This window comes from Stutzerimonas frequens (assembly GCF_024448335.1).
GTDB lineage: Bacteria > Pseudomonadota > Gammaproteobacteria > Pseudomonadales > Pseudomonadaceae > Stutzerimonas > Stutzerimonas frequens.
Genome location: NZ_JAMOHM010000003.1, coordinates 216,238 through 241,784 on the forward strand (window position 1 = coordinate 216,238; position 25,547 = coordinate 241,784).

Below are 25,547 nucleotides of genomic sequence, written 5' to 3' on the forward strand. Positions count from 1 at the left end.
GACAGCCATCGACCCAGCCGACAAGGAGCTTGCCATGCCTGCCCTATCCGCCATCCCTGAATGCTGTTGGAGCGCCAGCGCGCCGCCAGGCAATTTTCCGCCTCTGACCGGCGACAGTCAGTGCGATGTGGTGGTGATTGGCGCCGGCATTGTCGGGTTGAGCGCTGCCATGACGTTGTGCGAAGCCGGCAAGTCCGTGGTTGTGCTCGAGGCGCGTGAAGTGGGTGGCCAGGTCACCGGACGCTCCACCGCGAAGGTCACCACCCAGCATGCGCTGATCTACCGCTACCTGATCGATACCTTCGGCCAGGAGTTGGCACAGTGCTACGCGGACGCCAACCGTGAGGCGGTGGAGCGGATTCGCCACTGGATCACGAGCCACTCCATCGACTGCGACTACCAAAGGCAGTCCGCCTTCGCTTACGCCTGCTCCGCCGATTGGCGGTCAGCCATCGAAGAGGAAGCCGAAGCGGCGCGCCGCCTGGGCTTTGCCGCGCGCGTGGTCGACCAGCCGCCGCTGCCCTTCGCCACCGCTGGCGCACTGGAATTCCCCGACCAGGCGCAGTTCAACCCGACCCGCTACCTGATCGGCCTTGCCAATACGCTGCAGGCGCGCGGTGGGCGAATCCACCAGCACACCCGCGCGAAGAGTTTCGAACGCCAGGAACGCTGGCGCGTCGGTTTCGACAATGGGAGCGTGGAAGCCGACCAGGTGATTCTCGCTACGCACATGCCGGTCGAAACACCGGTCGACCTCGTCAGTCCGACCCAGCCGCGCTGCCATGTGGCCATGGCTTTTCGCCCGCAGGCCGGCGCGCGGCTGGAGGGCATGTTCATCGGAGTCGACGAGCCGACTCACTCGGTTCGCATGGCGCGAGATGACGAAGGCCTGCTCTTCATTGTCCTCGGCCCGCGCTTCAGGACCGGCCAGGATGGCAACGTCGCCCAACGCTTCGTCGATCTTGAACACTGGGCACAGCGCAACCTGCCAGTGGGCGAAGCGGTGTGGAGCTGGTGCAATGAGGATTACGACACCGCTGACCGGATGGCCTATGTCGGTGAGCCGGATCGCGAGCAGTCGCCCGGCCTGTTCGTCGCTACCGGCTTCAACGGCTGGGGTATCAGCAACGGCACCGCCGCAGGGCTTGGCATCGCGCGGCAGATCATCACCGGACGCCGTCCGTGGAAGCATCTTTACGATCCTAATCGGCCTTCCCCGGATGACTTCAACCAGAGCAGCGACAGTCACTCACTGGTCGACGACCTGGATTCCATTGCGCCGGGCGAAGGCGGTGTGGTCACACGCGGCGACGAAAAGCTCGCGGTATGGCGCGACGACGCTGGCATCCTGCACGCCGTATCCGCCGCATGCACACACATGGGCTGCAACGTGACCTGGAACAACGCCGACCGTACCTGGGATTGTCCGTGCCATGGCTCGATCTTCCAGGCTGACGGCGAGGTCATACACGGCCCGGCCATCGAACCGCTGGCAGCAAGGTCGCTCTGAATGTGCACCCGGGCGAACTCTTCGCCGCTGACGCCTGCTGTCGCTGTGCAGCACAAGCCGTACGCGGCGTTCCATGAACGCAGCGCGACCATCTGATAGTCGCGCTTGCCGTCGCTCTATCAGGCCGTTGCAAAACTACCTGCTAGCGCTGAGTGATCGACGTGCTGTTGCCAGTGCCGTTCTGGATGATGGCGGCGCTCGGTGGCGCGGCGAATTCCGTCAGCTGATTGAGCACGGCGACATTGGCATCGCCGGTCTGGCTGATTGAAGCCGTGCCATAGGCGGCATCCTGCACCACATCGATTTCGTTGGCCGAACCGGTCTGCGCAATCTCGAGCACTGGGCCATCGTAACCCTGGCTGATGTTGACGCGGTTGTCGTTGCCCACAGAGCTGCCGCTGATGAGGCCGCTGCGCGTACCCTGCCATGCGTTAAGCTCGTTGCCGGCACCCTCCTGGGTGTACTCCACGGTGCTGAAGCCCGCCCATTGCGTCACGTCGGCACTGTTGGAGTCGCCGCGCTGCACCAACCGCACCTCGCCGGTGTAGTAGCGCCCGCCGATCTGCGTCACCGCCGCCTGGTTGAAATCGCCGTCCTGGGTTACCCGGGCCGAAGAGCCGTAGGCCGGCGATTCCTGGAGGATATCCAGACGGTTGCCATTTCCCAGCTGGCTCAGCTGCGCACTTCCGCCACCGTTCTGCACCACCTCGATCAGATTGTCGTTGCCCTCTGAACGGGCATCCAGGGAGTTGACATAGAAGGTCTGGTCAACCTGCTGCACGTTGCCCGCGCCCCGCTGGTGGAGCGTGGCATAGTTGCCATTGCCATCCTGCTGCACCAGTTCGACGAGGTTGGCCGTGCCCAGCTGATCGATCTGCGCAACGCTGCTGTAATCCAGGTTGGCCTGGTAGACGCTGGCCTGGTTTTGGCTGCCGGTCTGGACGATCTGCGCCTGCAGCGCGTAGCCGCGCTGGTCGGTTAACGCGAGGTTGTTGTCGCCGTCCTGGACGACACGGGACCAGTTCAGCGTGCCCATCTGTAACTGGGTAGCCGAATTCGAGACGCCACTCTGGTCGAGGATGATTTCGTTGTCGTTTCCGGTCTGGATGGTTTCAGCCTGTGCCAAAGCCAGGCCCGGCAGCGAGCCGAGCAGAATGCAGGCGATAAGCGGTTTATGCGCGAACATGCAGGACACTCCTTCGAATACTGGTGTTGGCCGACATCATGCTGGCCTTGTCTGGCGCCTCCCTCACCGCTACCGCTCCCCTGAACGCGCAGATTGTTCGCCCAGTGGCGTCACCCGGGTATCGCCCTGTCGGTGTAGAGCAACCGGCGTTTAGACCAACGGCGGCTTAAGTCGACATGCCGAGACGCTCGCGCATTTGCGCGGTGATGGTCTGCCTGGTCCGCGGCATCTCTGCCCAGGGATCGTCGTCGCCCAGTTGCTCCAGGCGTTCCAGCAGATTGCGCACGGTCCAGAGGTTGGCGCCCTTGAGGTCCGCCAGCTCGTCGCGATGGATGGGCACGGAAACCGGCAGGTCTTCTCGTGCACGCACCGAATATGGGGCGACGGTACTGGCGCCGCGGCTGTTGCGCAGGTAATCGATGAAGATGCGGCCGACCCGGTTCTTCGGTCCGCTGACAGCCGAGAAGTGCCCAGGTAGCAGTTTGGCCATGTGCTGGGCGATGGCCTGGCTGAAGCGCTTGGCCTCACTCCACTCGTGCACGGGGTCGAGGGGCACGATGATGTGCATGCCCTTCCCTCCGCTGGTCTTTAGAAACGAAACCAGGCCGATCTCGTCCAGCAGGGTCTGCGTCAGCTGTGTCGCTTCGATCATGCGTTTCCAAGGCAGCGCGGGATCCGGGTCGAGGTCGAGGACGAAACGGTCCGGGTGCTCAAGGTCTGGCGCCACGGCATTCCAACTGTGCAGTTCGACGGTGCCCATCTGCGCCGCACCGACCAGTGCTTCGGCGTTGTCGATCACCAGCAGCGCGCCATGCTTCGGGTCGAGTGCAGGGTCGAGCTGCGTGATATGCGGGATGGCCAGCTTGTCGGCATGTTTCTGGAAGAACAGCTCACCGCTGATCCCTTCCGGTGCGCGCACCAAAGCCAGCGGGCGGGCCTTGAGTTGCGGCAGGGCCCAAGGTGCGATCTGCGCGTAGAAGCGGGCCAACTCGATCTTGGTGGTCCCACTGCTGGGGTCGATGACGCGGTCGGGATTGGAGATCTTGATGCGCCCGCGGGCGATGGGATCAGTCCTGCCGCGCGTGCCGGCCGCTCCAGGCTTGGCGGCCGCCTTGGGTCGCTCATGGGTAATCGCTTTCGCCGGCTTGTCAGAGCGCAAGCCATGAAACACCGAATGACGCACCACGCCCTGGCGGGTCATCTCGGCGAACGCCACCTCGCACATCAGCTTCGGCTCCAGCCACTGCGCGCCACGCGCATCGGCGGCCGGCGGCGCCTTGGCCAGCGGGCTTTCATCGCTTTCCAGCTTCCGCAGCTTTTTGTGCAGACTCTGCAGGGTTGCATGGGTGAAGCCGGTGCCGACCTTGCCGGCGTAACGCAGCTCGCCCTTGTCATCGTGCAGACCGAGCAGCAGCGCGCCGAAACCGGTGCGGGTGCCCTTGGGCTGGGTGTAGCCGACGATGATGAATTCCTGCCGGTTGCTGCATTTGATCTTCACCCAGCTGCTGCTGCGCCGGGAGGTGTAGCTGCTGCCGACGCGCTTGCCGATCAGGCCTTCGAGCTTCATCTGGCAGGCGCTTTCCAGAATGCTGTCGGGCTGCTCGGTGAAGTCCTCGGAAAAACGCAGCAACTCACTGTCACTACCTTGCAGAACCTCATGCAGTGCCGACCGGCGCTGCTCCAGCGGTACCTGACGCAGGTCCATGCCGTTCAGGTAGGGCATGTCGAACAGATAGTAGAGAATGTTGCCGCTGCGGCCGGCTTCGAATGCGTTCTGCAGCGCCTGAAAATCCGGGGTGCCCTCCTCGTTCGGCACCACCACCTCACCGTCCAGCCAACCCGACTCCAGGCCCAGTCCGGCCAGTGCTGCGGCCTGCTGGGGCATTTTCGCCGTCCAGTCGTGGCCGTTGCGGGTGAACAGCCTGACTTCACCGGAATCGATGCGCGCGAGCATGCGGTAGCCGTCGAACTTGATCTCGTAGCGCCAGTCGCCGGCGGGCACCGAATCGACCAGGGTAGCCAGCTGTGGCTTGAAACTCTCCGGCAGCTCAGCCGGGACCGCGCCTTCCAGAGTGACTGCCGCCTTCTGCTGCCCCGTTCGACGCTTCTTCGCCGGTGCCTTGACCGGCTTGGCCGGCGCTTCGGCGATCCGCGCCTTGGCTGCGCCACGCTTGCGCGGCACCAGGGTTCGGTCGCTGAGCACGCTATCGGGTTCGGCGGCGACGATGTCGTAGTCGCCCTCCTCGCGCGCCGCCTCGTCACGCGACTTGATCAGGAACCACTGTTCTTTTTTTCCGTCCATCCGCGTGCGGACCAGGTTCCAGCTGCCAGCGAGCTTTTCGCCCTCGAGACTGAACTTCAGCTTGCCCTTGCGGTAACCCTCCTGCGGATCGCCCTGCGGTTTCCACACGCCCCGATCCCAGACGATCACATCGCCGGCGCCGTAATGCCCTTCGGGGATATGCCCCTCGAAGGTGGCGTACTCCAGCGGATGGTCTTCCACGTGCACCGCCAGCCTGCGCACGCTCGGATCCAGGCTCGGCCCTTTGGGAATCGCCCAACTCTTCAGCGTGCCATCCAGTTCCAGGCGAAAGTCGTAGTGCAGGCGCGTCGCGTCATGCTTTTGGATGCAGTACTGCAGAGTCTGGCTCTTGCGCGATTTCGGCCGCGCCTTGCCAGCGGGTTCCGGCGTGGCGGCGAAGTCGCGCATGCGTTGGTAGTCGTCGAGCGCCATGGCTGAGCTCCGCGTCGAAAGCAGGGGTCATTCCAGCTTGCCGGCATCCGTCGACGTGTCATTGGGGCCACCAGGGGCCGAATGACGCGCGGGATCGGTGGATTTCTCCTCGCCGGGCTGCGGCACCACCAGGCGACCATCCTCGGTGACCGTCCTTCCCTGCTGGTCCTTGCGGGTTTCGACTTTTTCTTGCGGCGTGGGGTTGCCCATCGGGCTCGGACGCGACCCGGTATCGTCCCGCGGGGTACCGGCAGGAAACTGTGCGACGGCTGGTGTCACGACCAATGCGCTGAGTAATGTCGCAAGCAGTAGTTTGTTCATTTCGGTCTCCGGCGAGGCTGCGTACTTAATTTGGTCATCCTCTGCCGGTATGAGTTCAGCCAGCGACAAGCGCCGCGACGAGGGAAGTTCCGATGAGCGGTGGTGGTGAGATTCGGCGCGCTAGAGCCTCTGCGCGAGCTAATCCCATCGATGGACAGATCGCCGCATTTACAACCGGGATCAGGCTGCTACGGTTGAGAGACGTCGCAAAACCAGGGGTGCGCAGCGAACGCCGTACTGCGCTTCAGTCACCCTCCTTAGCTAGGGAGGATTTATGGATACGCGTCTTCCTCTGTTCAAGATCGAAGTCATTCTGCACACCTACCTGCGCCCGTTTCATTGCGAGGTACGCGATGAAACCGACAGCTCGCTCAGCGTGCGCCTTTTTCACGAACCGCCGAACGAAGAGCTGACCGTGCTCGGTATTTCCTATGACCAGTGCCGTGACGCAGCCAATCTGGTGCGCCTGGCTCAGGAGCTGCGCATAGAGATGCACGCGACCCGCAGCACGCTACCGAGCGAAGGCGGCCGCTTCGAGACGGTGAAGTGAGCGGTTGGCAATCAGCGCGATGAGCGCGCCGCACGATTGGCGCCACGCTGCCCACGGCTCATGTACCGGAGGAAGACATCATGGCCGTAGCTGTAGGAGTGGGACGCTTTCTGCCGACCGAAGCGCTGCCAGGCCCGCTCGTGCAGATAGAACACCAGGGTATTGCACAACGGCTCGATCAGCGCGACGGCCCCGCCTATCACCAGGCTGCCGGTCAGCGCATAGACCACGGTGAAGGCCGTGGCGAAGTGCAGCACGGCGAAGGTCAGGGTTTTGATCAGGGGGCGTGGTTTCATGGGCAGCTTCCACCGTCAGCATGGACTGCTGTGCATGCCGTGAATGAGTTGGGAGTCGGTCCGGCCTGTGGCGGCCGGACCTGCGGGGTGGGAACTCAGCGCTTGGCTTCGACCTTCGGCTCTGCCGCGCGAGTGAGATAGGCTTGGGTCAGTTCGGCGAGGTGATCGCGCAGCCAGTCAGCCATGGCAATCTCCTCGACCAGGATGCGTTCGCAGACTTCCTTGGTCTGCACGTCGCCTACCGCCTCGGCCGCGGCAATCAGAATCTTGTACGAGGCGATCTCCAGGTTTTCGAAGACGTAGCCCATCTGCGCGCCCTTGACGACTTCGTCGTTGACCATCATCCCGCCCATGGCCTGCCCCATCGCCATCATCTTGCCGCCGAGGTCCTTGAGCCCCGAATAGGACTTGTCGTAACGCTGCAGGCAGCCTTCGATCAGCTTGGCCTGGTTTTGCGTCTCGGTGATGTGCTGCTCGATTCGCGCCTTGAGTTCTGGGTAGTGCTCGATACGGCTGGCCTGCTTGTTGAGCATGGTCTCGGCCTGCGCTTCCATGGCATGCGCATCACGCAGCCATTCGATGAGGCGTTCTGTACGGACGTCGTTGCCGGTCTGTGCACTTTGCATGGCTCACTCCAATCTGGTCAGGGAATACTGGGCCTTTCTTCGCAGCCCGCTTGAAATTTGTGAGGCACCACGCGCACAGGAGTTCCGCCCATCCGTCCGGGGTGGTCCGTCTGCTCTGCCCTGAACTTTCGCGGGTCAGCGTCTGTCACTGGGCCAGAACATAGCCAACGGGATCACCACCATCGAATTTCCAGCTTTCCTCCTGCAATGGGACCAGCACATCAGCCAGCCGGCGTTGCGTACCATCGTTGCAGCGTTGTTCGTCGCGCTGGTCCTGAGCCTGTTTGGACGGCTACTGACCGCATTGATGCTGCGTCTGGCCCGGGCTTTTCTGTTCACCCGAGAGCTGTCCGAACAGCTGGAGAAGCCCATTCGGGTGTTGCTGCCGCTGATCGGCGTGCAGGGCGTATGGACGTCGGCCCCGAACGATCTGCTGTTGATCGACGCCGCACGCCACGTCACCACACTCCTGATCATCGCCACCCTGACCTGGCTGGTGATGCGCTCGCTGCGCGGCCTGCAGCACTTCATCGAGCTGCGCAATCCGGTAGATGTGGTCGACAACCTGCGAGCCCGCCAGATTCAGACCCAGTCGCGAGTGCTGCTGCGTACCCTTGCCTTCTTCGTGCTGCTGGTCGGGGCTGCGGCAATGCTGATGACCTTTCCCGGCGCGCGGCAGTTCGGCGCCAGCCTGCTGGCTTCGGCCGGGCTTGCCGGTCTGGCGGTGGGCTTTGCTGCCCGGCCGGTACTGGCCAACCTCATCGCCGGCGTACAGATCGCCATGACCCAGCCGATCCGGCTGGATGACGTGGTCATCGTCGAGAACGAATGGGGGCGTATTGAGGAAATCACCGGGACCTACGTCGTTGTACGGATCTGGGATGATCGGCGACTGGTGGTTCCGTTGCAGTACTTCATCGAAAAGCCTTTCCAGAACTGGACCCGCCGCGGTTCCAGCCTGATCGGCACGGTCTTCCTCTGGACCGACTATTCGTTGCCGCTCGAACCCTTGCGCGAAGAGCTGCGCCGCCTGTGCAAGGACGTTCCCGAGCTCTGGGATGGACGTGTCTGCGTACTGCAGGTGACCGACACCAGCGAGAAATCCATCCAGTTGCGTGCATTGGTCAGCTCGGCGGACTCGTCACGCAACTGGGACCTGCGCTGCCATATCCGTGAAAATCTGCTGGGGTTCATCCAGCGCCAATATCCCCACTCGCTGCCGCAGCTTCGCGCTGACCTCAGCGTAGGCCACAAACAGCGCGTCGATATGTCGCAGCCGGAGCACGTCGAGCCGGAACGCCAGCCGCCGGTATAGCGCTACGCTCCGCTTTCCCCATCGAGCTTCTTCAGCAGGCGCGCGTACATGCCCGGCAGCTGGGTGAGCCCGTGTCGTGCAGCCTGCTTGCGGATCTCCACCCGGTCACCGTCGAACTGCACCGTTTCGCTCACTACCACCTGCCGTTCGCCCCGCATCAGTGCATACGCATAGCACTGGGTGCCTCCGGCGTCTTCCTGATCGTCGTCGGCAACGCCGGTATTGGCGACCGCCAGGGTTGCGCCGCTCGCGTTCAGGGCGCCGACCGCCATCTCCCGCGCGACCTCTTCGCTGGTGAGGCCAAAGCTCTCCATGGTCTCGAACTCAACCCGCAGCAGACGGTTCTTCGCCTTCGGCGAATAGACCACGAAGCCGCTGTCGAGCACCTGGCCGCAACCCGGGATGTCTCCCAGCAGCGAGGCCATCAAACCGCAGGTACAGGATTCCGCGGTGGTCAGCTTGAGTTCCTCGCGCTGCAGGAATGCCACGACTCGTTCGATCTCTTGCATGTTTTTTGCTCCGCCACAAATGGGCCTTCAGGTTCGTGTTCTGAATTCGGAGCGGGTTGGCCTGGCGCGAGTTCCGACCGCGGTCGTCTGTTCTAGTTTTTTAAGAACTTCTACCGCGACATCGGGTCTGGATTTTGGTAGGGCCGGCGCAGCTCTACCTGCCCTCGCGGCAGCTCCTAACAATCGTTTTTGCCTGGTCGTGTTCATGGTATGTGGCGGTCATCAGATCGTTGCATGGGAGAAATATGCTCGTAGCTGGCACCGGCACCTGGAACGCCGGGGCTCTGGGGAGATCGTGATGAGTATTGCCGCTGTGAACGCCCGGCCTCTCGGACTACCGAAGGCCCAACCCGCTGTGCCCCCGGTTACTCGCCCTGCTCTGCAGATTCGCAGTAGCCACGATGACAAACGCAAAATCCTGTTCGTGACCTCCGAGCTGACCGACCTGGTCAAGACCGGCGGGCTCGCCGACGTGTCCGCCGCCCTGCCCCGAGCACTTGGCGCACGCCACGATGTGCGTGTGCTGATTCCCGGTTATTCGCAAGTGATCAACAGCGGCCACCCTATCCGCATTGTCGGCTCGCTGAGCGGATACGCCGAGGTACCCGGCTGCCGCATCGGCCGCATCGACATGCCGGATGGCCTGATCATCTACGTGCTGATCAGCCCTGAACTCTACGAGCGCGATGGTTCACCCTACGTCGACGGACACGGCAACGACTGGCTGGACAACCCGGTCCGCTTCGCCCGCCTCGGCCTGGCCGCTGCCGAGATCGCCGCCGGCACCGCCTGCATCAGCTGGGCGCCAGAGCTGGTCCACGCCCATGACTGGCCGGCAGGTCTGGCACCGGCGTACATGCACTGGCGCGGACTGTCGACGCCCAGCGTGTTCACCATCCACAACCTCGCCTATCAGGGCAATATCGACATGTCCCAGCGGCGTCTGCTGGGCATTCCCGGCGAGGCCTGCGACCCGGAGCGCATGGAGTTCTACGGCAAGCTGTCGCTGCTTAAGGCCGGCATCGCCTATGCCAATCGCGTCACCACCGTGAGCTCGACCTACGCCAGGGAGATCACCACGCCGGAGTTCGGCTGCGGTATGGAAGGGTTCCTCAGCATGAAGGCCCGCCAGGGCCTGCTCAGCGGCTTGCTCAACGGCATCGACGAAAGCTGGGAGCCGGAGAGCGACCCTTACCTCGTCAGCGGCTTCAGTGCCCGTGACTGGGCCGGCAAGCAGGCCAATGCCGCCTATGTGCGGGACGCGTTCGGGCTGGAGATGCGCGACGCTCCGCTGTTCGCCGTGGTCTCGCGCCTGGTGCATCAGAAAGGCGTGGACCTGACCCTCGATGTGGCCCATGCCATCGTCGAAGGCGGCGGTCAGCTGGCCATTCTCGGCCAGGGCGAGAGCCAGATCGAAGCGCAGGTCCGTCAGCTGGCCGAGCAGTATCCCGGACAGGTCGCAGCGCACGTCGGCTTCAACGAGACCGACGCCCGTCGGCTGTTCGCCGGCAGCGATTTCCTGTTGATGCCGTCGCGCTACGAGCCGTGCGGCCTGAGCCAGATGTACGCACAACGTTATGCGTCGCTGCCGATCGCTCGCCGCACCGGCGGCCTGGCCGATTCCATCGAGGATGGCATCACCGGCTTCCTGTTCGACGAACCAAGCGCCGAGAGCTATCGCCAAGCGGTCCAGCGGGCGCTGGCCTGCCATCAGCGTCCGCAACTGCTCGGCGCGATGCGCTGCCGGGCGATGTCCGCCGGCTTCTTCTGGCGTCATGCGATCGAGCCATATGACCTGCTCTACCGGCAGCTGCTCACGGAGCGCCGCGAGGTTCGTCTAACCATCTGAAGAGAGTGATCAATGCAGAAGCAGTGTGCCTATATCGCGCATCACGGTCCGGAGTTGCTGGATAGCGGGACCACCCGCTTCCGCCTCTGGGCGCCCGACGCGCGAAGCGTCAGCCTGATTGTCGTAGGCGCACAAACGCTGCCGATGACCGCCTCCGAAGATGGCTGGTACAGCATCGATGCGCCTTACGGCGTCGGAACCCTTTACCGCTTTCTCATCGACGATGAACTCCAGGTGCCGGACCCGGCCTCGCGCGGACAGGCCGGTGACATTCAGTCACCGAGTTTGGTGGTCGACACCGGCAATGGCTATCTGTGGCGCAACGGCGAATGGCAGGGGCGGCCCTGGCACGAAACGGTGCTCTATGAGATGCATGTCGGCCTCTACGGCGGCTTCGCGGCCATGGAAAAGCACCTGTCCGATCTTGCCGAGCTGGGTGTCACGGCCATCGAACTGATGCCGATCGCCGAGTTTCCCGGTGACCGCAACTGGGGCTACGACGGCGTGCTGCCCTACGCGCCGGAAGCTGCCTACGGCAGTCCGGAAGAGCTCAAGCATCTGATAGATACCGCTCACGGCCTGGGGCTGATGGTGTTTCTCGATGTGGTCTACAACCACTTCGGCCCGGACGGCAACTACCTTGGTCACTACGCCAAGCATTTCTTTCGCCACGATCAGCAGACGCCCTGGGGTGACGCCATCGATTTCCGCCGCCGCGAGGTGCGCGACTTCTTCATCGACAACGCCTTGATGTGGCTGATGGACTATCGCTTCGACGGGCTGCGTTTCGACGCCGTGCATGCGATCACCGACCGCAGCTTCCTGCTGGAACTGGCCGAGCGTGTGCACACGACCGTCGAGCCTGGTCGCCATGTCCACCTGGTGCTGGAGAATGAGGACAACCGCGCCAGCCTGCTTGATCAGGGCTTCACCGCGCAGTGGAACGATGACGGCCATAACGTGCTGCACACCCTGCTAACCGCCGAGCAGCAGGGCTATTACGCCGACTACTGCCAGAACGCGACGGCGAAACTCGCGCGCTTTCTTGGTGAGGGATTCATCTACCAGGGCCAGAACAACCGCCGCGGCGAGGCGCGCGGCGAACCCAGCGGCCACCTGTCGCCGACCTCCTTCGTGCTGTTTCTGCAGAACCACGACCAGACCGGCAACCGCGCCTTTGGCGAACGCCTGGTCAGCCTGGCCGATACCGATGCGCTCAGGGCGGCGACTGCGGTCCTGCTGCTGTCGCCCATGGTGCCGCTGCTGTTCATGGGCGAGGAATGGGGCGCACGCCAACCCTTCCTGTTCTTTACCAGCCACCACGGCGAACTGGCCGATGCCGTGCGCGAAGGCCGCCGTAACGAGTTTGCCGAGTTTGCCGAGTTCGCCGACGAAGCGACCCGCGAGCGAATCCCCGACCCCAACGCCCTCTCCACGTTCGAAGATTCGCGACCGGACTTCACTGCCCGACAGGAACCCGACCATGCGCAGTGGCTGGCGCTGTACCGCCAGCTGCTGAAGATCCGCCATGCCGAGATCGTGCCGCGGCTACCGGGCGTGCGCTTTCTGGATTCGACGGTACTCGGCGAGGGCTCGGTGTTGGTGCGCTGGCTGTTCGGTGATGGCAGTCGGCTGCGGCTGGAGCTGAACCTGAGCGACATCGATGTACCGCTGCCCGCAGCGCCTCCGCAAGCTGAGCTGCTGTTCGCCAGCCGGGACATCGCGAGTCCGGCACAGGGCCTTTTGGCGCCTCGTATGGCCAAGCTGTATCTGGAGAAAGCCATATGAGCGACGAACCACTGATCCGCCTGGCGGAAGCCGCCGGCCTGTCCATCGACTGGATCGACGCCGACAATCGCCAGCAACGCGTTACCCCGGACGTGCTGCGCGAGGTGCTTGCCTGTCTGGGGCTGGCCGCGGACAGCGCTGAGGATGTCGACGCCAGCCTGGCCATGCTGGATCGCCAGAACAACCATGGTGGCTTACCGCCTCTCATGACCTGCGATCAGCACCATCCGCTGGAACTCGCGGCGTATTTCGAACCTGCCAGCCGATTCGAGCTGACGCTGGAGAACGGCGAGGTCCGGCATGGCGAGCTCGACCATCAGGCACGGCTGCCGGCTATCGATACACCGGGCTACCACCAATTGGCGGTTGCTGACAGGCAGGTCACGCTCGCCGTTGCGCCTCACTCATGCCCGACCGTGGCCGAAGTCGCCGGCGCCCACGCTTGGGGCCTGACCGTTCAGCTCTACAGTCTGCGCCGCCCGGGCGATGGAGGCCTGGGCGACACCCAGGCCCTGGAAGAACTGGTACGCAATGCGGCAGCTCACGGCGCCGATGCGCTGGGTATCAGCCCGGTACATGCGATGTTCGGCGTGCACATCGATCAATACAGTCCCTACTCGCCATCCAGCCGGCTGTTCTACAACGTCCTGCATGCCGCGCCCGGCGCCATCCTCGGTGAGCTGCCGGTGCGTCAGGCCATCGAGGCCTGTGGACTCGCCGGTGAGCTCGAGCGCCTCGAGCGGCTGGAGCTGATCGATTGGCCGGCCGTGGCGCAATCGCGCCAGCGCCTGTTGCGGCAGCTGTTCGATGATTTCCGTCAGGGTGAGAACCCGCAGCAGCTCGACTTCGACAGCTTCCGCAGCAACGGCGGCGAAGCGCTGGAAAACCACTGTCGATTCGAAGCGCTGCATGCCCATCTGCGCAGCGCCGAGGGCCATCCGCAGCACTGGCGGAACTGGCCGGAAGACTACCGTGACCCAGCGAGCCCGGCCGTCGAGAAGTTCGCCCGTGAACATGCCGACGAGGTCAGCTATCACGCCTTCGGCCAGTGGCTGATGGCGCGCGGGCTCGAGCGCGCGCAGGTTGCCGCGCGCAGCGCCGGCATGCGCATCGGTCTGGTCTCCGACCTTGCCGTCGGCGCCGACGGCGGTGGCAGCCAGGCCTGGAGCCGCCAGGCTGAATTGCTGGCCTCACTGAGCGTCGGTGCGCCACCGGATGTGATGAACCGCGATGGGCAGAATTGGGGGATTTCGGCGTTCTCGCCCTGGGGGCTGAAGCAGAACGGATTTCGTGCCTACATCGAGATGCTGCGCGCCAACCTGGCCCATTCGGGAGGCATGCGGATCGACCATGTGCTCGGACTCAAGCGCCTCTGGGTGATGCCCGCCGGCGCCGATCCGAAACATGGCGTCTATCTGAACTTCCCATTCGACGACATGCTGCGCCTGCTGTGCCTGGAAGCCTGGCGCCATCGCGCCGTGATTCTGGGTGAAGACCTGGGCACCATTCCGCCCGGCCTGCGCGACGTGCTGGCCGCACGCGGCATCCTTGGCATGCGCGTGCTGCTGTTCGAACAGCACGACGGACATTTCCAGCGCGCCGGGCACTACTCATCCCAGGCCCTGGCTACCACCACCACCCATGACATCCCGACCCTGACAGGCTGGTGGAACGGCCATGACATCGACTGGCGCATCAAGGTCGGTCAGGTAGAGGAAGCCGATCGCGACCAGCAATGGCGCGCCCGCGAGCACGAGCGTGCCGGTCTCAACCGGCTGCTCTGCGAGGACAGCGGCAGGCATTCCGATCAGCTGCTGAGCACCGAGCAGGCCGTGGACGCTGCCGCCTGTTTTCTCGGGCATACCCCGGCACCGCTGGTGCTGCTGCCGGTCGAGGATGCCCTCGGCCTGGAGGAACAGACCAACATGCCCGGCATCGTCGAAACCCATCCCAACTGGCGTCGTCGCTACCCTGGCGACAGCGCGACGTTGCTTGACGGCGATGCCAGTCGCAGGCGTCTGGAATGTCTCGCGCGGGCCCGCCACAACCATCGTGGAGCTGCGCATCGATGAAAGATCTCACCGCTACGCTGCGACTTCAGTTTCACCGCGGCTTCACCCTGGACGACGCCACCGCGCTGGTGGACTACTTCGCCGAACTGGGCATCAGCCATATCTACGCATCGCCCTTGCTCACCGCCCGTCCAGGCTCGATGCATGGCTATGACGTGATCGACCCGACCCGCATCAATCCGGAACTCGGCGGCGAACCGGCACTGCAGCGACTGGTCGAGGCGTTACGCGCCAAGGGCATGGGGCTGATCCTGGACATCGTGTCCAACCACATGGCCGTTGGCGGGGCCGGTAACGCCTGGTGGCTGGACGTGCTCGAATGGGGCCGCCGCAGCCCCTATGCGCAGTTCTTCGACATCGAATGGAATTCGCCGGATCCGCTGCTCGAAGGCCAGCTCCTCGTGCCTTTTCTTGGCAGCGACTACGGCGAGGCGCTGCAACAGGGCACGGTGAAGCTGTGCCTGGATATCGACAACGGGGCGCTCTACGCCGAGCACTACGAACACCGCTTTCCGATCACCCCGCCAAGTTATGGCGAGGTACTTCGCGCCGCCGATCACCCGCAGCTGCGGACGCTTGCGCAACACTTCGATGCGCTGAAGACCGAGCCGGCGCCCTACCAGACCGCACGCCTGCTGCGCGCCGACCTGGCCGAACAACTGCAGGACGCCAGCACGCGCCAAGCCTTGGAGCAGGCCCTGAACAGTTACGACTCGACCACGGCGGACGGCTTCCGCCGCCTGCACGGCCTACTCGAGCGCCAGCACTATCGGCTGGCCAGCTGGCGCACCGCAGGTGACGACATCAACTGGCGACGCTTCTTCGACATCAACGAGCTGGGCGGCCTGCGTGTCGAACGGCCGGTGGTGTTCGAGGAGACCCACGCCAAGATCTTCGAACTGATCGGCGAAGGTCTCGTCGATGGCCTGCGTATCGATCACGTCGACGGCCTCGCCGACCCGCGTGGCTACTGCCGTCGCCTGCGACGGCGCGTCGATCGGCTCAACGCCGGTCGTCCCGCCGAAGCGCTGCAGGACCATGTGCCGATCTATGTCGAGAAGATCCTCGCCGGTGGCGAGCGGTTGCATGACGATTGGGGCGTGGATGGCACCACCGGTTACGAATTCATGAACCAGGTGTCGCTGCTGCAGCATGACCCGGCGGGTGAGCAGCCACTCTGTGCACTGTGGGGCGAGACCAGCGGACGCACCACGGATTTCATGGAAGAGGCGCGCCAGGCACGTCAGCTGGTGCTGACCGGACCACTGGCCGGCGATTTCGAAACCGTGGCCCAGGCACTGCTGCAGGTCGCGCGCGGTGACGTGATGACCCGTGACATCACCCTGGGCGCGATCCGCCGGGCCCTGCTCGAACTGATCATCCACTTTCCGGTTTACCGCACCTACATCGCGGCGCCGGGCAGGCGCGAGGCGGACGAGCCGTTCTTCCAGCAGGCGCTGGAAGGCGCGAAGACCACCTTGAGCGAAGCTGACTGGCCGCTGCTGGAGCATCTGCAGCGTTGGCTCGGCGGTGAAAGCCTGCGCCAGCTGCCACGAGCATTGCGCAAGATCCGCCGCTACGCCTGCACGCGCTTCCAGCAGCTGACCTCGCCGGCCGCCGCCAAAGCCGTCGAAGACACCGCCTGCTATCGCTCCGGCATTCTGCTTTCGCGCAACGATGTGGGGTTCGACCCGCAGCACTTCAGCGCGCCGCTGCAGGCGTTCCACGATGAGTGCCTGCAGCGCGCCGAGCATTTCCCGCTCAACCTGCTGACCACCGCGACCCACGATCACAAGCGTGGCGAGGACACGCGCGCGCGGATCGCCGTGCTCAGCGAACGTGCCGAGTGGTTTGCCGACAAGGTGCGGCGCTGGCGTGACATGGCCGCGGACAAGGTTGAGCAGCAACCCGACGGCCCTGCGCCCTTGCCTGCTGACGAACTCATGTTGTTCCAGGTGCTGCTCGGCAGCTGGCCGCTGGACCTGGATGGCGAGGACGCCACGGGCATGCAGCAGTATTGCGAGCGCATCTTGCGGTGGCAGGAGAAAGCCCTGCGCGAGGCCAAGTTGCGCACCACATGGACCGACCCCAACAGCGATTACGAAGGTGCCTGTCGTCGGTATGTGGAGCACCTGCTCACCGGCGCCGAAGGTGCGGGACTACGTGGCGAGATTGGCGCAGCTGCAGCCGAGTTGGCCCCAGCCGGCGCCTTGAACGGGCTGGCGCAGAGCCTGCTGCGCATGACCACGCCGGGGGTGCCGGATCTCTATCAGGGTGCCGAATTCTGGGATTTCAGTCTGGTCGACCCGGATAACCGCCGCCCGGTGGACTTCGCGGCCCGCCGCAGCAGCCTCACGCAGGCCGCGACACCGGACCAGCTGCTGCAGAGCTGGCATGACGGTCGCATAAAGCAGCTGGTGATCAGCCGCACGTTGCAGGCGCGTCGTCGCTTTGCGCGGCTGTTCCGGGAGGGCCGTTACCTGCCGCTTTCAGTGAGCGGCGCACATTCCGAGCATTTGCTCGCCTTTGCCCGGGAGCTGGACGGGCAATGGCTGGTGGTGCTGGTGCCGCGCTTGGCTGCCGGCCTGCTGGGCGACAGCAAGCAGCCACGGATTCCGGCGCAGCGCTGGGGGGATACGCGTGTCGCATTGCCCGAGGCGCTGGACGGTAGCGAGTTCGAACGACTTTTCGACGGAACGACAGTCACATCCCAACAAGCCAGCCTCGAAGCTGCGCGTGTTCTGGACGGACTCTCGGTGGCCGTCCTGTATACGTCCATCAGTGCAACAGGAGAATCCCAACAATGAGTTCAGACGAGCAGAGAATCCGCGATTTCGCTTACCAGATCTGGCAGTCCGAAGGCTGCCCGCACGGGGAGGATGAACGCCACTGGGAGATGGCGCGCAAGCTGGTGGAGGCCGAGAAAGGTGCTCCGCAGGCAAAACCCGCCAGCCGCCCCCGCAAGCCCGCCACCAAGCCCACCGATGCCACGCCGAAAAGCAAGGCCACATCGGCGGCCAAGGCGGCTCCGGCAGCCAAGCCTCGAGCGTCGCGAGCGGCACCGAAAGCCGACACCGACGCCGCTGCCGGCACGCCCGAGACCATCCGCAAACCACGCGCTCCGCGGGCCAAGAAGGAGAGCTGACCGGCGGCTGCACCTTGTCGGCATCGGATCGGTCGAATGATCGCCCGTGCCGACACGGTCGCCCTTTTGCCTTCGAGAAATGCCACTGGAGATTTCATGAGTAAGAAAAAGCCCCATGCGCCGCAGGTCATGACCCCTTCCAGAATTCGCGAAGGCCTTCCCTTCCCGCTCGGTGCAACCTGGGACGGGCTGGGCGTCAATTTCGCCATTTTCTCCGCCCATGCCACCAAGGTGGAGTTGTGCCTGTTCGACTCCAGCGGCGAGACCGAACTGGAACGTATCGAACTGCCGGAATACACCGACGAGATCTGGCACGGTTACCTGCCAGATGCCCATCCCGGGCAGATCTACGGCTATCGCGTTCACGGGCCCTACGACCCGGAGAACGGCCACCGCTTCAACCCGAACAAGCTGCTGATCGACCCCTACGCCAAGCAATTGGTGGGCGAGCTGAAATGGTCGGAAGCGCTGTTCGGCTACACCATCGGTCACCCCGATGGTGATCTCAGTTTCGACGAGCGCGACAGCGCGCCCTTCGTGCCCAAGTGCAAGATCATCGACCCGGCCTTCACCTGGGGCCGCGACCATCCGGTGCAGGTGCCCTGGGACAAGACGATCATCTACGAGACCCATGTGCGCGGTTACACCATGCGCCACCCTTCTGTGGCCGACGATGTGCGTGGCACCTTCGCCGGCTTCAAGACGCCGGAAGTGATCGACTACATCCGCAAGCTCGGCGTCTCGTCCATCGAATTCCTGCCCATCCATGCCTTCGTCCAGGACCAGCACCTGCTGGAAAAGGGCATGACCAATTACTGGGGCTACAACAGCATCGCCTTCTTCGCGCCGCATCCGAAGTACCTGGCCAACGGCAAGATCAGCGAGTTCAAGGAGATGGTCGCGCACCTGCACAACGCCGACCTGGAAGTGATCCTCGACGTGGTCTACAACCACACGGCCGAAGGCAATGAGCTGGGCCCGACGTTGTCCATGCGCGGCATCGACAACGCCTCCTACTACCGTCTGATGCCGGACGACAAGCGCTACTACATCAACGATTCCGGCACCGGCAACACGCTGGACATGAGCCACCCATGCGTGCTGCAGATGGTTACCGATTCGCTGCGCTACTGGGCCACCGAGATGCACGTGGACGGTTTCCGCTTCGATCTGGCGACCATTCTCGGCCGCGAGCACGATGGTTTCGACGAGCGCCACGGCTTCCTTGTCGCTTGTCGCCAGGACCCGGTGCTGGCCAAGACCAAGCTAATCGCCGAACCCTGGGACTGCGGCCCCGGTGGCTATCAGGTCGGCGGCTTCCCGCCGGGCTGGGCCGAATGGAACGACCAGTTCCGCGATACGGTGCGTGCGTTCTGGAAGGGTGACGATGGTCAGCTGGCCGATTTCGCCAGCCGCCTGACCGGCTCCGGCCACCTGTTCAACCAGCGCGGGCGGCGTCCGTTCAGCTCGGTCAACTTCGTCACCGCCCATGACGGTTTCACGTTGAAGGACCTGGTGTCCTACAACCACAAGCACAACGAAGACAACGACGAAGACAACCGCGACGGCAGCGACAACAACCTCTCGTGGAACCACGGCGTCGAAGGCCCCAGCGACGATCCGGAGATCAACGAGCTGCGTTACCGGCAGATGCGCAACTTCCTCGCCACCCTGCTGTTCTCCCAAGGCACGCCGATGATCGTCGCCGGGGACGAATTCGCTCGGACCCAGCATGGCAACAACAACGCCTATTGCCAGGACAGCGAGATCGGCTGGGTGAACTGGGACATCAGCGAGGATAGCTACGGCCTGCTCGGCTTTGCCCGCAAGCTGATCCGCCTGCGTCAGCGCTTCCCGATGCTGCGTCGCGGCCGTTTCCTCGTTGGCGCCTACAACGAGGAGCTGGGGGTCAAGGATGTCACCTGGCTCGCGCCGAATGCCGAGGAAATGACCATCGAGCAGTGGGAGGACGCCCACAACCGCTGCATGGGCATGCTGCTCGACGGCCGAGCCCAGCCTACCGGCATCCGTCGCGCCGGTTCGGATGCAACGTTGCTGCTCATCGTCAACGCGCACCACGACCTGGTGAATTTCACGCTGCCGGAAGTGCCGCAGGGCATCTACTGGAACCGCCTGATCGACACCAACCACCCGACCGCGCGGCCGGAACGCTTCGACTTCAATGACGAGTACGCGGTGACGGGTCGTTCGCTGTTGCTGCTCGAGCTGATCAAGGCCGACGAGTGATCGAGGCGCGCCCCGCCCAGGGGCGCCCTGCTTCTCTCACGCTGACTCGCTGAACCAGCAGGGTTAGTCGGTTTTTTGGGGGCGGTCCTGACCGCAAAGCGTCACGCGCCATGCTTGCGGTCGAGGCCACTCTCCTTTGCAAAAAAAGACATGCGGCAGTGAACCTCGCCATGTGACTCAAGTCCCAAAATCCAGCGCGGCCCTCTTAACCACCCAACGGATTCGTTCTGCTTGTCGCCGGCAGTCTTGTCTTTTCCGTGATGGATCACACGTCATGCTCTCTCTGCGACCGCTCATCTATCCCCTTCTGCTCATGATCGGGCTGGCCCCGCTGGCTCCTACCTTTGCCTCCAGCAAACAAGCGAAAGCGACCGACAAGCCCGGCTCGGTGCGGCTGTTCATCAACCGCGCCGGCAGCGGCAAGGCCATGGATGTCAGCAACACCTTGGAAGTACCGGTGGAGGTGACACTGCGCCTGACGCGGATGGTCAATGTGGCCGGCGTCGGCAAGGGCGTGATTCGCAAGACGGTGCCGGCCAACAGCCGGGTGCGCGTCGCCACGCTGAGCAAGCGCCAGGCCGGCGGGCCGATCATGTTCAAGCATTCGTTCAGCTACGCGCTGCTCTTCTCGCCGGAGCCGGATCAGCCTGGCACCGTCGATGGCCCGGCCTATGCCCTGCCCTGGCGCGGCGGTCCGTTCAGGATCTCCCAGGGCGCTGGCGGCGACTTCAGCCACAACTCGCCGAGCGGACGTTATGCGGTAGATATCGCCATGCCGGTAGGCACTCCGATCGTTGCCGCTCGCGCCGGCACCGTGGTGAAGATTCGCAACGGCCAGGGCGGGCGCCTGCCCGATCCAGCCGGTAACCATGTTCGAGTCGAGCATGATGACGGCACCCACAGCGCCTATCTGCACCTGAGCAGGGGCTCGGTGCGGGTCAAGCCCGGGCAGCGAGTGGAAGTCGGCACGCTACTCGGCAAGTCCGGCAATACGGGCCGCAGCACCGGGCCGCACCTGCATTTCGTGGTGCAAAAGTCTTATGGCGGCTCGATGTTGTCTATCCCCTTCCGGTTCAGCCAGCCGGTGGATTCGCTGCCGAACTTCGCCCTCAGCGATCAATGAGTTCCGATTGCCGGAGCTCTTGAGTGCTGCGTCCGCTCGCGAGGCGACGCCCTGGGCTAGAGCATGCGCTGCATGATGTCGTCGCGCTTGACCAGTCGGTGATACAGCGCGGCGCCGATATGCCCGATCACCAGTAGTACGGTCAGCCAGGCCAGCGGTGAGTGCAGGCCACCGACCGAGGCCGCCCAGGCGATCTCCGGTCCCTTCTCCACTAGCTGCTGGCCGAACACCTTCAGACCGTAGCCATTGCCGACCAGATAGAGCACGCCGGTAACCGGCATCGCCATCATGCACGCATACAGCGCCAGGTGACCGCCCTTGACCAACCAGGCCGTGGCTGGATCGTGCAGTGGCCGGCGGCTCAGCTGGCTGGCCGACCAGAAAATGCGCAGCAGCACCAGGACCAGCAGCACGGCGCCCAGGGAGACGTGCCAAGGCACCAGTGTCTGTCCGACCCAGTGCTCCCCCTCTGCGATACGGTCACCCAGCTTGAGGAACTGCCAGACGATCAGCAGCGCCATCAGCCAGTGGAATACCCGCGAAACGGTGCCGTAGCGAGTTCTGGAGTCCAGCGCCCGGTTTTCGGCCGGCTGTGCGGCTGGCTCGGCACCGGTTTCGGTCTGCCAGGCGATGTTCAGCGGCTCGTCGCCGGCCATGCGCGCCAGGTGATCGGCGACCACTTTCTGCAACTGCTGCAGCTGTGCCCGATCGGTGGACTCCAATCTTGCGTCCAGCACGCCCTCGTTGGCGCGCAGGCTGCAGCGCCCGAGCGGCAGTCCGATATCGCCGCCCTGCTCGTTCAGCTGCACGGGAAACTTGTGTCGCCAGTGATTGCACAGGCGCTTGATCAGGCGCGACGGATTGCTCGCTGTGATTCGGCTTTGGGATCGGTACATGTTGTTTCCTCGATGAAAAAGACGCGTCAGCCGAAGCGGTAGGCTGACAGCGTGGTGTGCATGACGCGGTCGCTGAAGACCTTGCGTCCATTCGAATCGCCCGCTGCGCCGGCAGCCACCAGCAGCGGGATCAGGTGTTCCTCGGCCCTGGGCGGGTGGCACAGGCGCGCCGCCGGTGCGTCTTCCCAGCGCTGCAGCGCCCGGGCTCGCTCGTCGGGCGGCAGTTCGACCGCAGCGGTGAGCCAATGGTCGAACTCATCGGAAATCGCCGCGAAGCGCGGGTCGCCGTAGCCGCGCATGTTGTGGAAGCTCATGCCGCTGCCGACGATCAGCACACCCTCGCCGCGCAATGCCTGCAGCGCGCGACCGGCCTCGATGTGTGCCCCCGGGTCGAGGTCGCTACGCAACGAGAGCTGCACCACCGGGATGTCGGCATCCGGAAACATCAGCTTCAGCGGGATGAACATGCCATGGTCGAAGCCACGCTGCGCATCCTCACGCCCACCCAGCGCGGCGGCGTCGAGCAAGCCGGCGATGCGCGCGGCCAGGGCCGGTTCGCCCGGCGCCGGATAACGCAGCTCGTAGGTGTGCGGCGGAAAGCCGTGGTAGTCGTAGATCAGCGTGGGACGGGCGGCGCTGGTCACGCTGAAACTCGGCTGCAGCCAATGGCCGGATACCAGCACGATGGCGGTCGGCCTGGCCGGCAAGGTTGCGGCGATGCCTTTGAGAAAGCCCGCCATGGCACTCCACGCGGTCGGCGGGTTCCAGTCCATGAAGAAGCAAGGCCCGGCACCGTGCGGGACGAACAGGGTCGGCATGGTCTGACCGGCAGTCGATGTGGCGGACGTGAGCATTGCAAGCCCTCCCGGAACGAATATGCGGGAATTATGGCTTACACTCGGAAGTGTGAGAACCGGCCAAATACTGCCAACACTTTTTACTGATAGTGAGGAATCGCATGCTCGATCGCATTACCGGGATGCGCGTGTTCGCCCGCGCCGCCAGCGCCGGAAGCCTCTCGGCAGCGGCGCGGCATCTGGGCATGTCGCCGGCCATGGCCACCAAGCATGTAGATGCACTGGAGAGCCGCCTGGGGGTAAAGCTGTTCCATCGCAGCACGCGCCGTCTGACCCTCACCGAAGCAGGTGGCCAGTATCTGGAGGCCTGCCAACGCATCCTCCCGGAAATCGACGAGATCGAAGCCAGTGTCGCGTCGCAGCGTGTCGAGGCGTCCGGGCTGCTGCGGATGAACGTGCCGCTGTCATTCGGCACTCGCTACATCGCCCCTCTGATTCCGGACTTCAGCCGCCGCCATCCCGCGGTGAAAGTCGAGCTGGGTCTGACCGACAGCCGCATCGATCTGCTCGACGGGGGTTGGGATCTGGCGGTCCGTATCGGTTGGCTGGAGGACAGCCCGCTACAGGCTCGGCGTCTGGCCGATTGTCCGCTGTTGATCTGCGCCGCACCGCGATACCTCGACGAACGGGGCGTGCCGCGCAGCGTCGCCGACCTCGCCCAGCACAATTGCCTCGGTTACAGCCTGTCGAGCCTGGCAAGCGGCACGCTGTGGGCGTTCGGCCGCAACGGCGATGTGCGCGTGGCAGTCTCCGGCGACCTGATCGCCAACAACGGCGAAGCACTGTTGGCGGCAGCGATCGGTGGCCAGGGCATCGTCTACCAACCGCAGTTCATCGTCGCCCCGGCGCTGCGTAGCGGCGAGCTGGTCGCGCTGGAGCTGGATCACCCCTGTGTCGGGCTGGGTGGCATCCATGTGGTCTATCCACCGGACCGCCGACCACCGGCAAAGGTAAGGGTCATGATCGACTATCTCGTCGAGGCGATCGGCGAACGCCAGCCCTGGACGCGCGAATAGCCCATCCCTGCGCGGCGGCCGAACGGCGCCAGAGATAGAAAAGATGAACCGCCAACGCCGGGGAAAGTCGGAACAGATGTGCCCTGGCGTCATTGCGCCGTGCGCATACGAATTTTTCTGATACCCCGCGGAGCCTGAGATTCGAGCATCGCGCCGGTTCGCTTCTTCTGCCGTGCTGCCCGCTCATCCGTTCCGCCCGACAACCGTCGGCTGCGTGCCCCGCACCGCGCCGGCGATACGGAGTAGCTATGAAAGCTGTGGTTTATCACGACGTCGGCGACATCCGCCTGGAAGACGTACCCGAACCGCGCATCCTTGCGCCTACCGATGCCATCGTGCGCATCACCGCATCGGCCATCTGCGGCACCGATCTGCATTTCGTGCGCGGCACCGTGAGCGGCATGCAGCCCGGCACCATTCTCGGCCACGAGGGTGTCGGCATCGTCGAGGAGCTGGGTGCCGACGTTCGTAACCTGCAGGTCGGTGATCGGGTGGTCATCCCCTCCACCATTGCCTGCGGCAACTGTTCCTACTGCCGGGCGGGTTACTTCGCCCAGTGCGACGGTGCCAATCCCAACGGCAAGGAAGCCGGCACTTCCTTCTACGGCGGCCCGCAGACCACCGGCCCCTTTCATGGGTTGCAGGCCGAAAAGGCGCGGATTCCCTTCGCCAACATCGGCCTGGTGAAGCTGCCGCCGGAGATCAGCGATGACCAGGCGATCCTGTTGTCCGACATTTTTCCCACCGGCTACTTCGGCGCCGAGATGGCCGAGGTCGGTAGCGGCGACACCGTGGCGGTGTTCGGCTGCGGGCCGGTGGGCCAGTTCGCCATCGCCAGCGCAAAGCTGCTCGGCGCCGGTCGGGTGTTCGCCATCGACCAGTACGACGATCGCCTGCGAATGGCTCAGCGCCAGGGCGCAGAAACCATCAACTTCAATCGTGAAGATCCGGTCGAAGCCATCAAGCGCCTCACCGGCGGCATTGGCGTCGACCGGGCCATCGATGCCGTGGGGGTCGATGCGGAGCATGGCTGTTGCGGCAGCAAGCCGGCTGAGGGCGCCACATCCGGCGCGCTCTGGCAACCCGGCGACGCACCCGCCCAGGCGTTGGAGTGGGCAGTGCAGAGCCTGGCCAAGGCCGGGACCCTGTCGATCATCGGGGTCTATCCGCCGGATGCGATGACCTTCCCCATCGGCATGGCGATGAACAAGAACATCACCATCAACATGGGCAACTGCCACCACCGCAAGTACATCCCGCGGCTAATCGAAATGGTTCAGGCGCGGCGTATCGACCCGGCGAAGATCCTTACCCAGGTCAAGCCGATGACCGACGTGATCGCTGCCTTCGAAGCCTTCGACCGTCGCGAGAATGGCTGGATCAAGGTCGAACTGCAGCCTCAGCGCGGCGATGCACAGGGCAGCGAGGAGCAGATTCTCGATGAGGCAGTGGCCGATACCTTTCCGGCCAGCGACCCGACTACCGTGCAGAATCCCAGGTAGCTCGC

General features: G+C 64.2%; 20 protein-coding genes. 12 read left to right on the forward strand and 8 right to left on the reverse strand.

All coding sequences use genetic code 11. The annotated features are described in order from the left end of the window. The first annotated feature begins 34 nt into the window (after positions 1–34). The gene (locus NAO55_RS06025; protein ID WP_102841090.1) at positions 35–1,510 is read left to right on the forward strand and encodes an FAD-dependent oxidoreductase; all 1,476 of its coding nucleotides are present in this window, start codon (positions 35–37) and stop codon (positions 1,508–1,510) included. A gap of 142 nt (positions 1,511–1,652) precedes the next feature. Here NAO55_RS06025 and NAO55_RS06030 read toward each other — a convergent pair whose 3' ends face one another. The 3 genes from NAO55_RS06030 to NAO55_RS06040 all read right to left on the reverse strand — a co-directional run bounded on the left by NAO55_RS06030 (position 1,653) and on the right by NAO55_RS06040 (position 5,751). Beyond that, the gene (locus tag NAO55_RS06030; protein ID WP_102841089.1) at positions 1,653–2,696 is read right to left on the reverse strand and encodes a hypothetical protein; all 1,044 of its coding nucleotides are present in this window, start codon (positions 2,694–2,696) and stop codon (positions 1,653–1,655) included. 166 nt (positions 2,697–2,862) lie between these two features. Beyond that, positions 2,863–5,430 (reverse strand): DNA ligase D, encoded by a 2,568-nt coding sequence (gene ligD / locus NAO55_RS06035; RefSeq protein WP_102841088.1) that lies wholly within the window; start codon positions 5,428–5,430, stop codon positions 2,863–2,865. 27 nt (positions 5,431–5,457) lie between these two features. Further along, complete coding sequence (locus NAO55_RS06040; protein ID WP_063542295.1) at positions 5,458–5,751, reverse strand: hypothetical protein; 294 nt, start codon at positions 5,749–5,751, stop codon at positions 5,458–5,460. A gap of 274 nt (positions 5,752–6,025) precedes the next feature. Between NAO55_RS06040 and NAO55_RS06045 the strand changes: the two genes are divergently transcribed. Then, entirely contained in the window at positions 6,026–6,301 is a 276-nt protein-coding gene (locus NAO55_RS06045; protein ID WP_102841087.1) for a DUF1652 domain-containing protein, read from the forward strand. An 11-nt stretch (positions 6,302–6,312) separates the two neighbouring features. On the opposite strand, the gene NAO55_RS06050 is transcribed toward NAO55_RS06045, so the two are convergent. Continuing rightward, the gene (locus NAO55_RS06050) at positions 6,313–6,597 is read right to left on the reverse strand and encodes a DUF2061 domain-containing protein (protein ID WP_063542291.1); all 285 of its coding nucleotides are present in this window, start codon (positions 6,595–6,597) and stop codon (positions 6,313–6,315) included. 95 nt (positions 6,598–6,692) lie between these two features. Beyond that, positions 6,693–7,223, reverse strand: a complete 531-nt coding sequence (locus NAO55_RS06055; RefSeq protein WP_102841086.1) for a ferritin-like domain-containing protein — start codon at positions 7,221–7,223, stop codon at positions 6,693–6,695. A 202-nt stretch (positions 7,224–7,425) separates the two neighbouring features. On the opposite strand from NAO55_RS06055, the gene NAO55_RS06060 reads away from it, so the two are divergent. Continuing rightward, positions 7,426–8,538, forward strand: coding sequence for a mechanosensitive ion channel family protein (locus NAO55_RS06060; RefSeq protein WP_102841085.1), 1,113 nt, complete (start codon positions 7,426–7,428; stop codon positions 8,536–8,538). A gap of 2 nt (positions 8,539–8,540) precedes the next feature. Here the strand turns inward: NAO55_RS06060 and NAO55_RS06065 are convergent, their stop codons facing one another. Then, the gene (locus NAO55_RS06065; RefSeq protein ID WP_102841084.1) at positions 8,541–9,047 is read right to left on the reverse strand and encodes a CinA family protein; all 507 of its coding nucleotides are present in this window, start codon (positions 9,045–9,047) and stop codon (positions 8,541–8,543) included. 298 nt (positions 9,048–9,345) lie between these two features. Between NAO55_RS06065 and glgA the strand changes: the two genes are divergently transcribed. From glgA to NAO55_RS06100, 7 genes are all read left to right on the forward strand, one after another. Beyond that, entirely contained in the window at positions 9,346–10,896 is a 1,551-nt protein-coding gene (gene glgA, locus NAO55_RS06070) for a glycogen synthase GlgA (RefSeq protein ID WP_102841083.1), read from the forward strand. Between the two features lie 12 nt (positions 10,897–10,908). After that, positions 10,909–12,684, forward strand: a complete 1,776-nt coding sequence (gene treZ / locus NAO55_RS06075; protein ID WP_102841082.1) for a malto-oligosyltrehalose trehalohydrolase — start codon at positions 10,909–10,911, stop codon at positions 12,682–12,684. Beyond that, positions 12,681–14,756: a 4-alpha-glucanotransferase gene (malQ, locus tag NAO55_RS06080; RefSeq protein ID WP_102841081.1), complete on the forward strand. Its 2,076-nt coding sequence runs from the start codon at positions 12,681–12,683 to the stop codon at positions 14,754–14,756. Before treZ ends, malQ begins: the two co-directional genes overlap by 4 nt. Then, positions 14,753–17,563 carry a malto-oligosyltrehalose synthase gene (locus tag NAO55_RS06085; protein WP_102841080.1) on the forward strand — a complete coding sequence of 937 codons (2,811 nt, stop codon included), beginning with the start codon at positions 14,753–14,755 and terminating at the stop codon, positions 17,561–17,563. The genes malQ and NAO55_RS06085 overlap by 4 nt, the downstream gene beginning before the upstream one ends. Then, the gene (locus NAO55_RS06090) at positions 17,560–17,901 is read left to right on the forward strand and encodes a DUF2934 domain-containing protein (protein ID WP_063542275.1); all 342 of its coding nucleotides are present in this window, start codon (positions 17,560–17,562) and stop codon (positions 17,899–17,901) included. The genes NAO55_RS06085 and NAO55_RS06090 overlap by 4 nt, the downstream gene beginning before the upstream one ends. A gap of 96 nt (positions 17,902–17,997) precedes the next feature. After that, positions 17,998–20,148, forward strand: coding sequence for a glycogen debranching protein GlgX (gene glgX / locus NAO55_RS06095; RefSeq protein ID WP_102841079.1), 2,151 nt, complete (start codon positions 17,998–18,000; stop codon positions 20,146–20,148). A 274-nt stretch (positions 20,149–20,422) separates the two neighbouring features. Beyond that, positions 20,423–21,271 (forward strand): M23 family metallopeptidase, encoded by an 849-nt coding sequence (locus NAO55_RS06100; protein ID WP_102841078.1) that lies wholly within the window; start codon positions 20,423–20,425, stop codon positions 21,269–21,271. Between the two features lie 56 nt (positions 21,272–21,327). Here the strand turns inward: NAO55_RS06100 and NAO55_RS06105 are convergent, their stop codons facing one another. Further along, the gene (locus NAO55_RS06105) at positions 21,328–22,167 is read right to left on the reverse strand and encodes a DUF2218 domain-containing protein (RefSeq protein ID WP_102841077.1); all 840 of its coding nucleotides are present in this window, start codon (positions 22,165–22,167) and stop codon (positions 21,328–21,330) included. A gap of 26 nt (positions 22,168–22,193) precedes the next feature. Next, a complete protein-coding gene (locus NAO55_RS06110) occupies positions 22,194–23,021 on the reverse strand; it encodes a DODA-type extradiol aromatic ring-opening family dioxygenase (protein WP_102841076.1) in 828 nt (275 codons plus the stop codon). Between the two features lie 104 nt (positions 23,022–23,125). Between NAO55_RS06110 and NAO55_RS06115 the strand changes: the two genes are divergently transcribed. Further along, positions 23,126–24,040 (forward strand): LysR family transcriptional regulator, encoded by a 915-nt coding sequence (locus NAO55_RS06115; RefSeq protein WP_102841075.1) that lies wholly within the window; start codon positions 23,126–23,128, stop codon positions 24,038–24,040. 248 nt (positions 24,041–24,288) lie between these two features. Continuing rightward, positions 24,289–25,542 (forward strand): zinc-dependent alcohol dehydrogenase, encoded by a 1,254-nt coding sequence (locus NAO55_RS06120; protein WP_102841074.1) that lies wholly within the window; start codon positions 24,289–24,291, stop codon positions 25,540–25,542. Positions 25,543–25,547 lie beyond the last annotated feature (5 nt).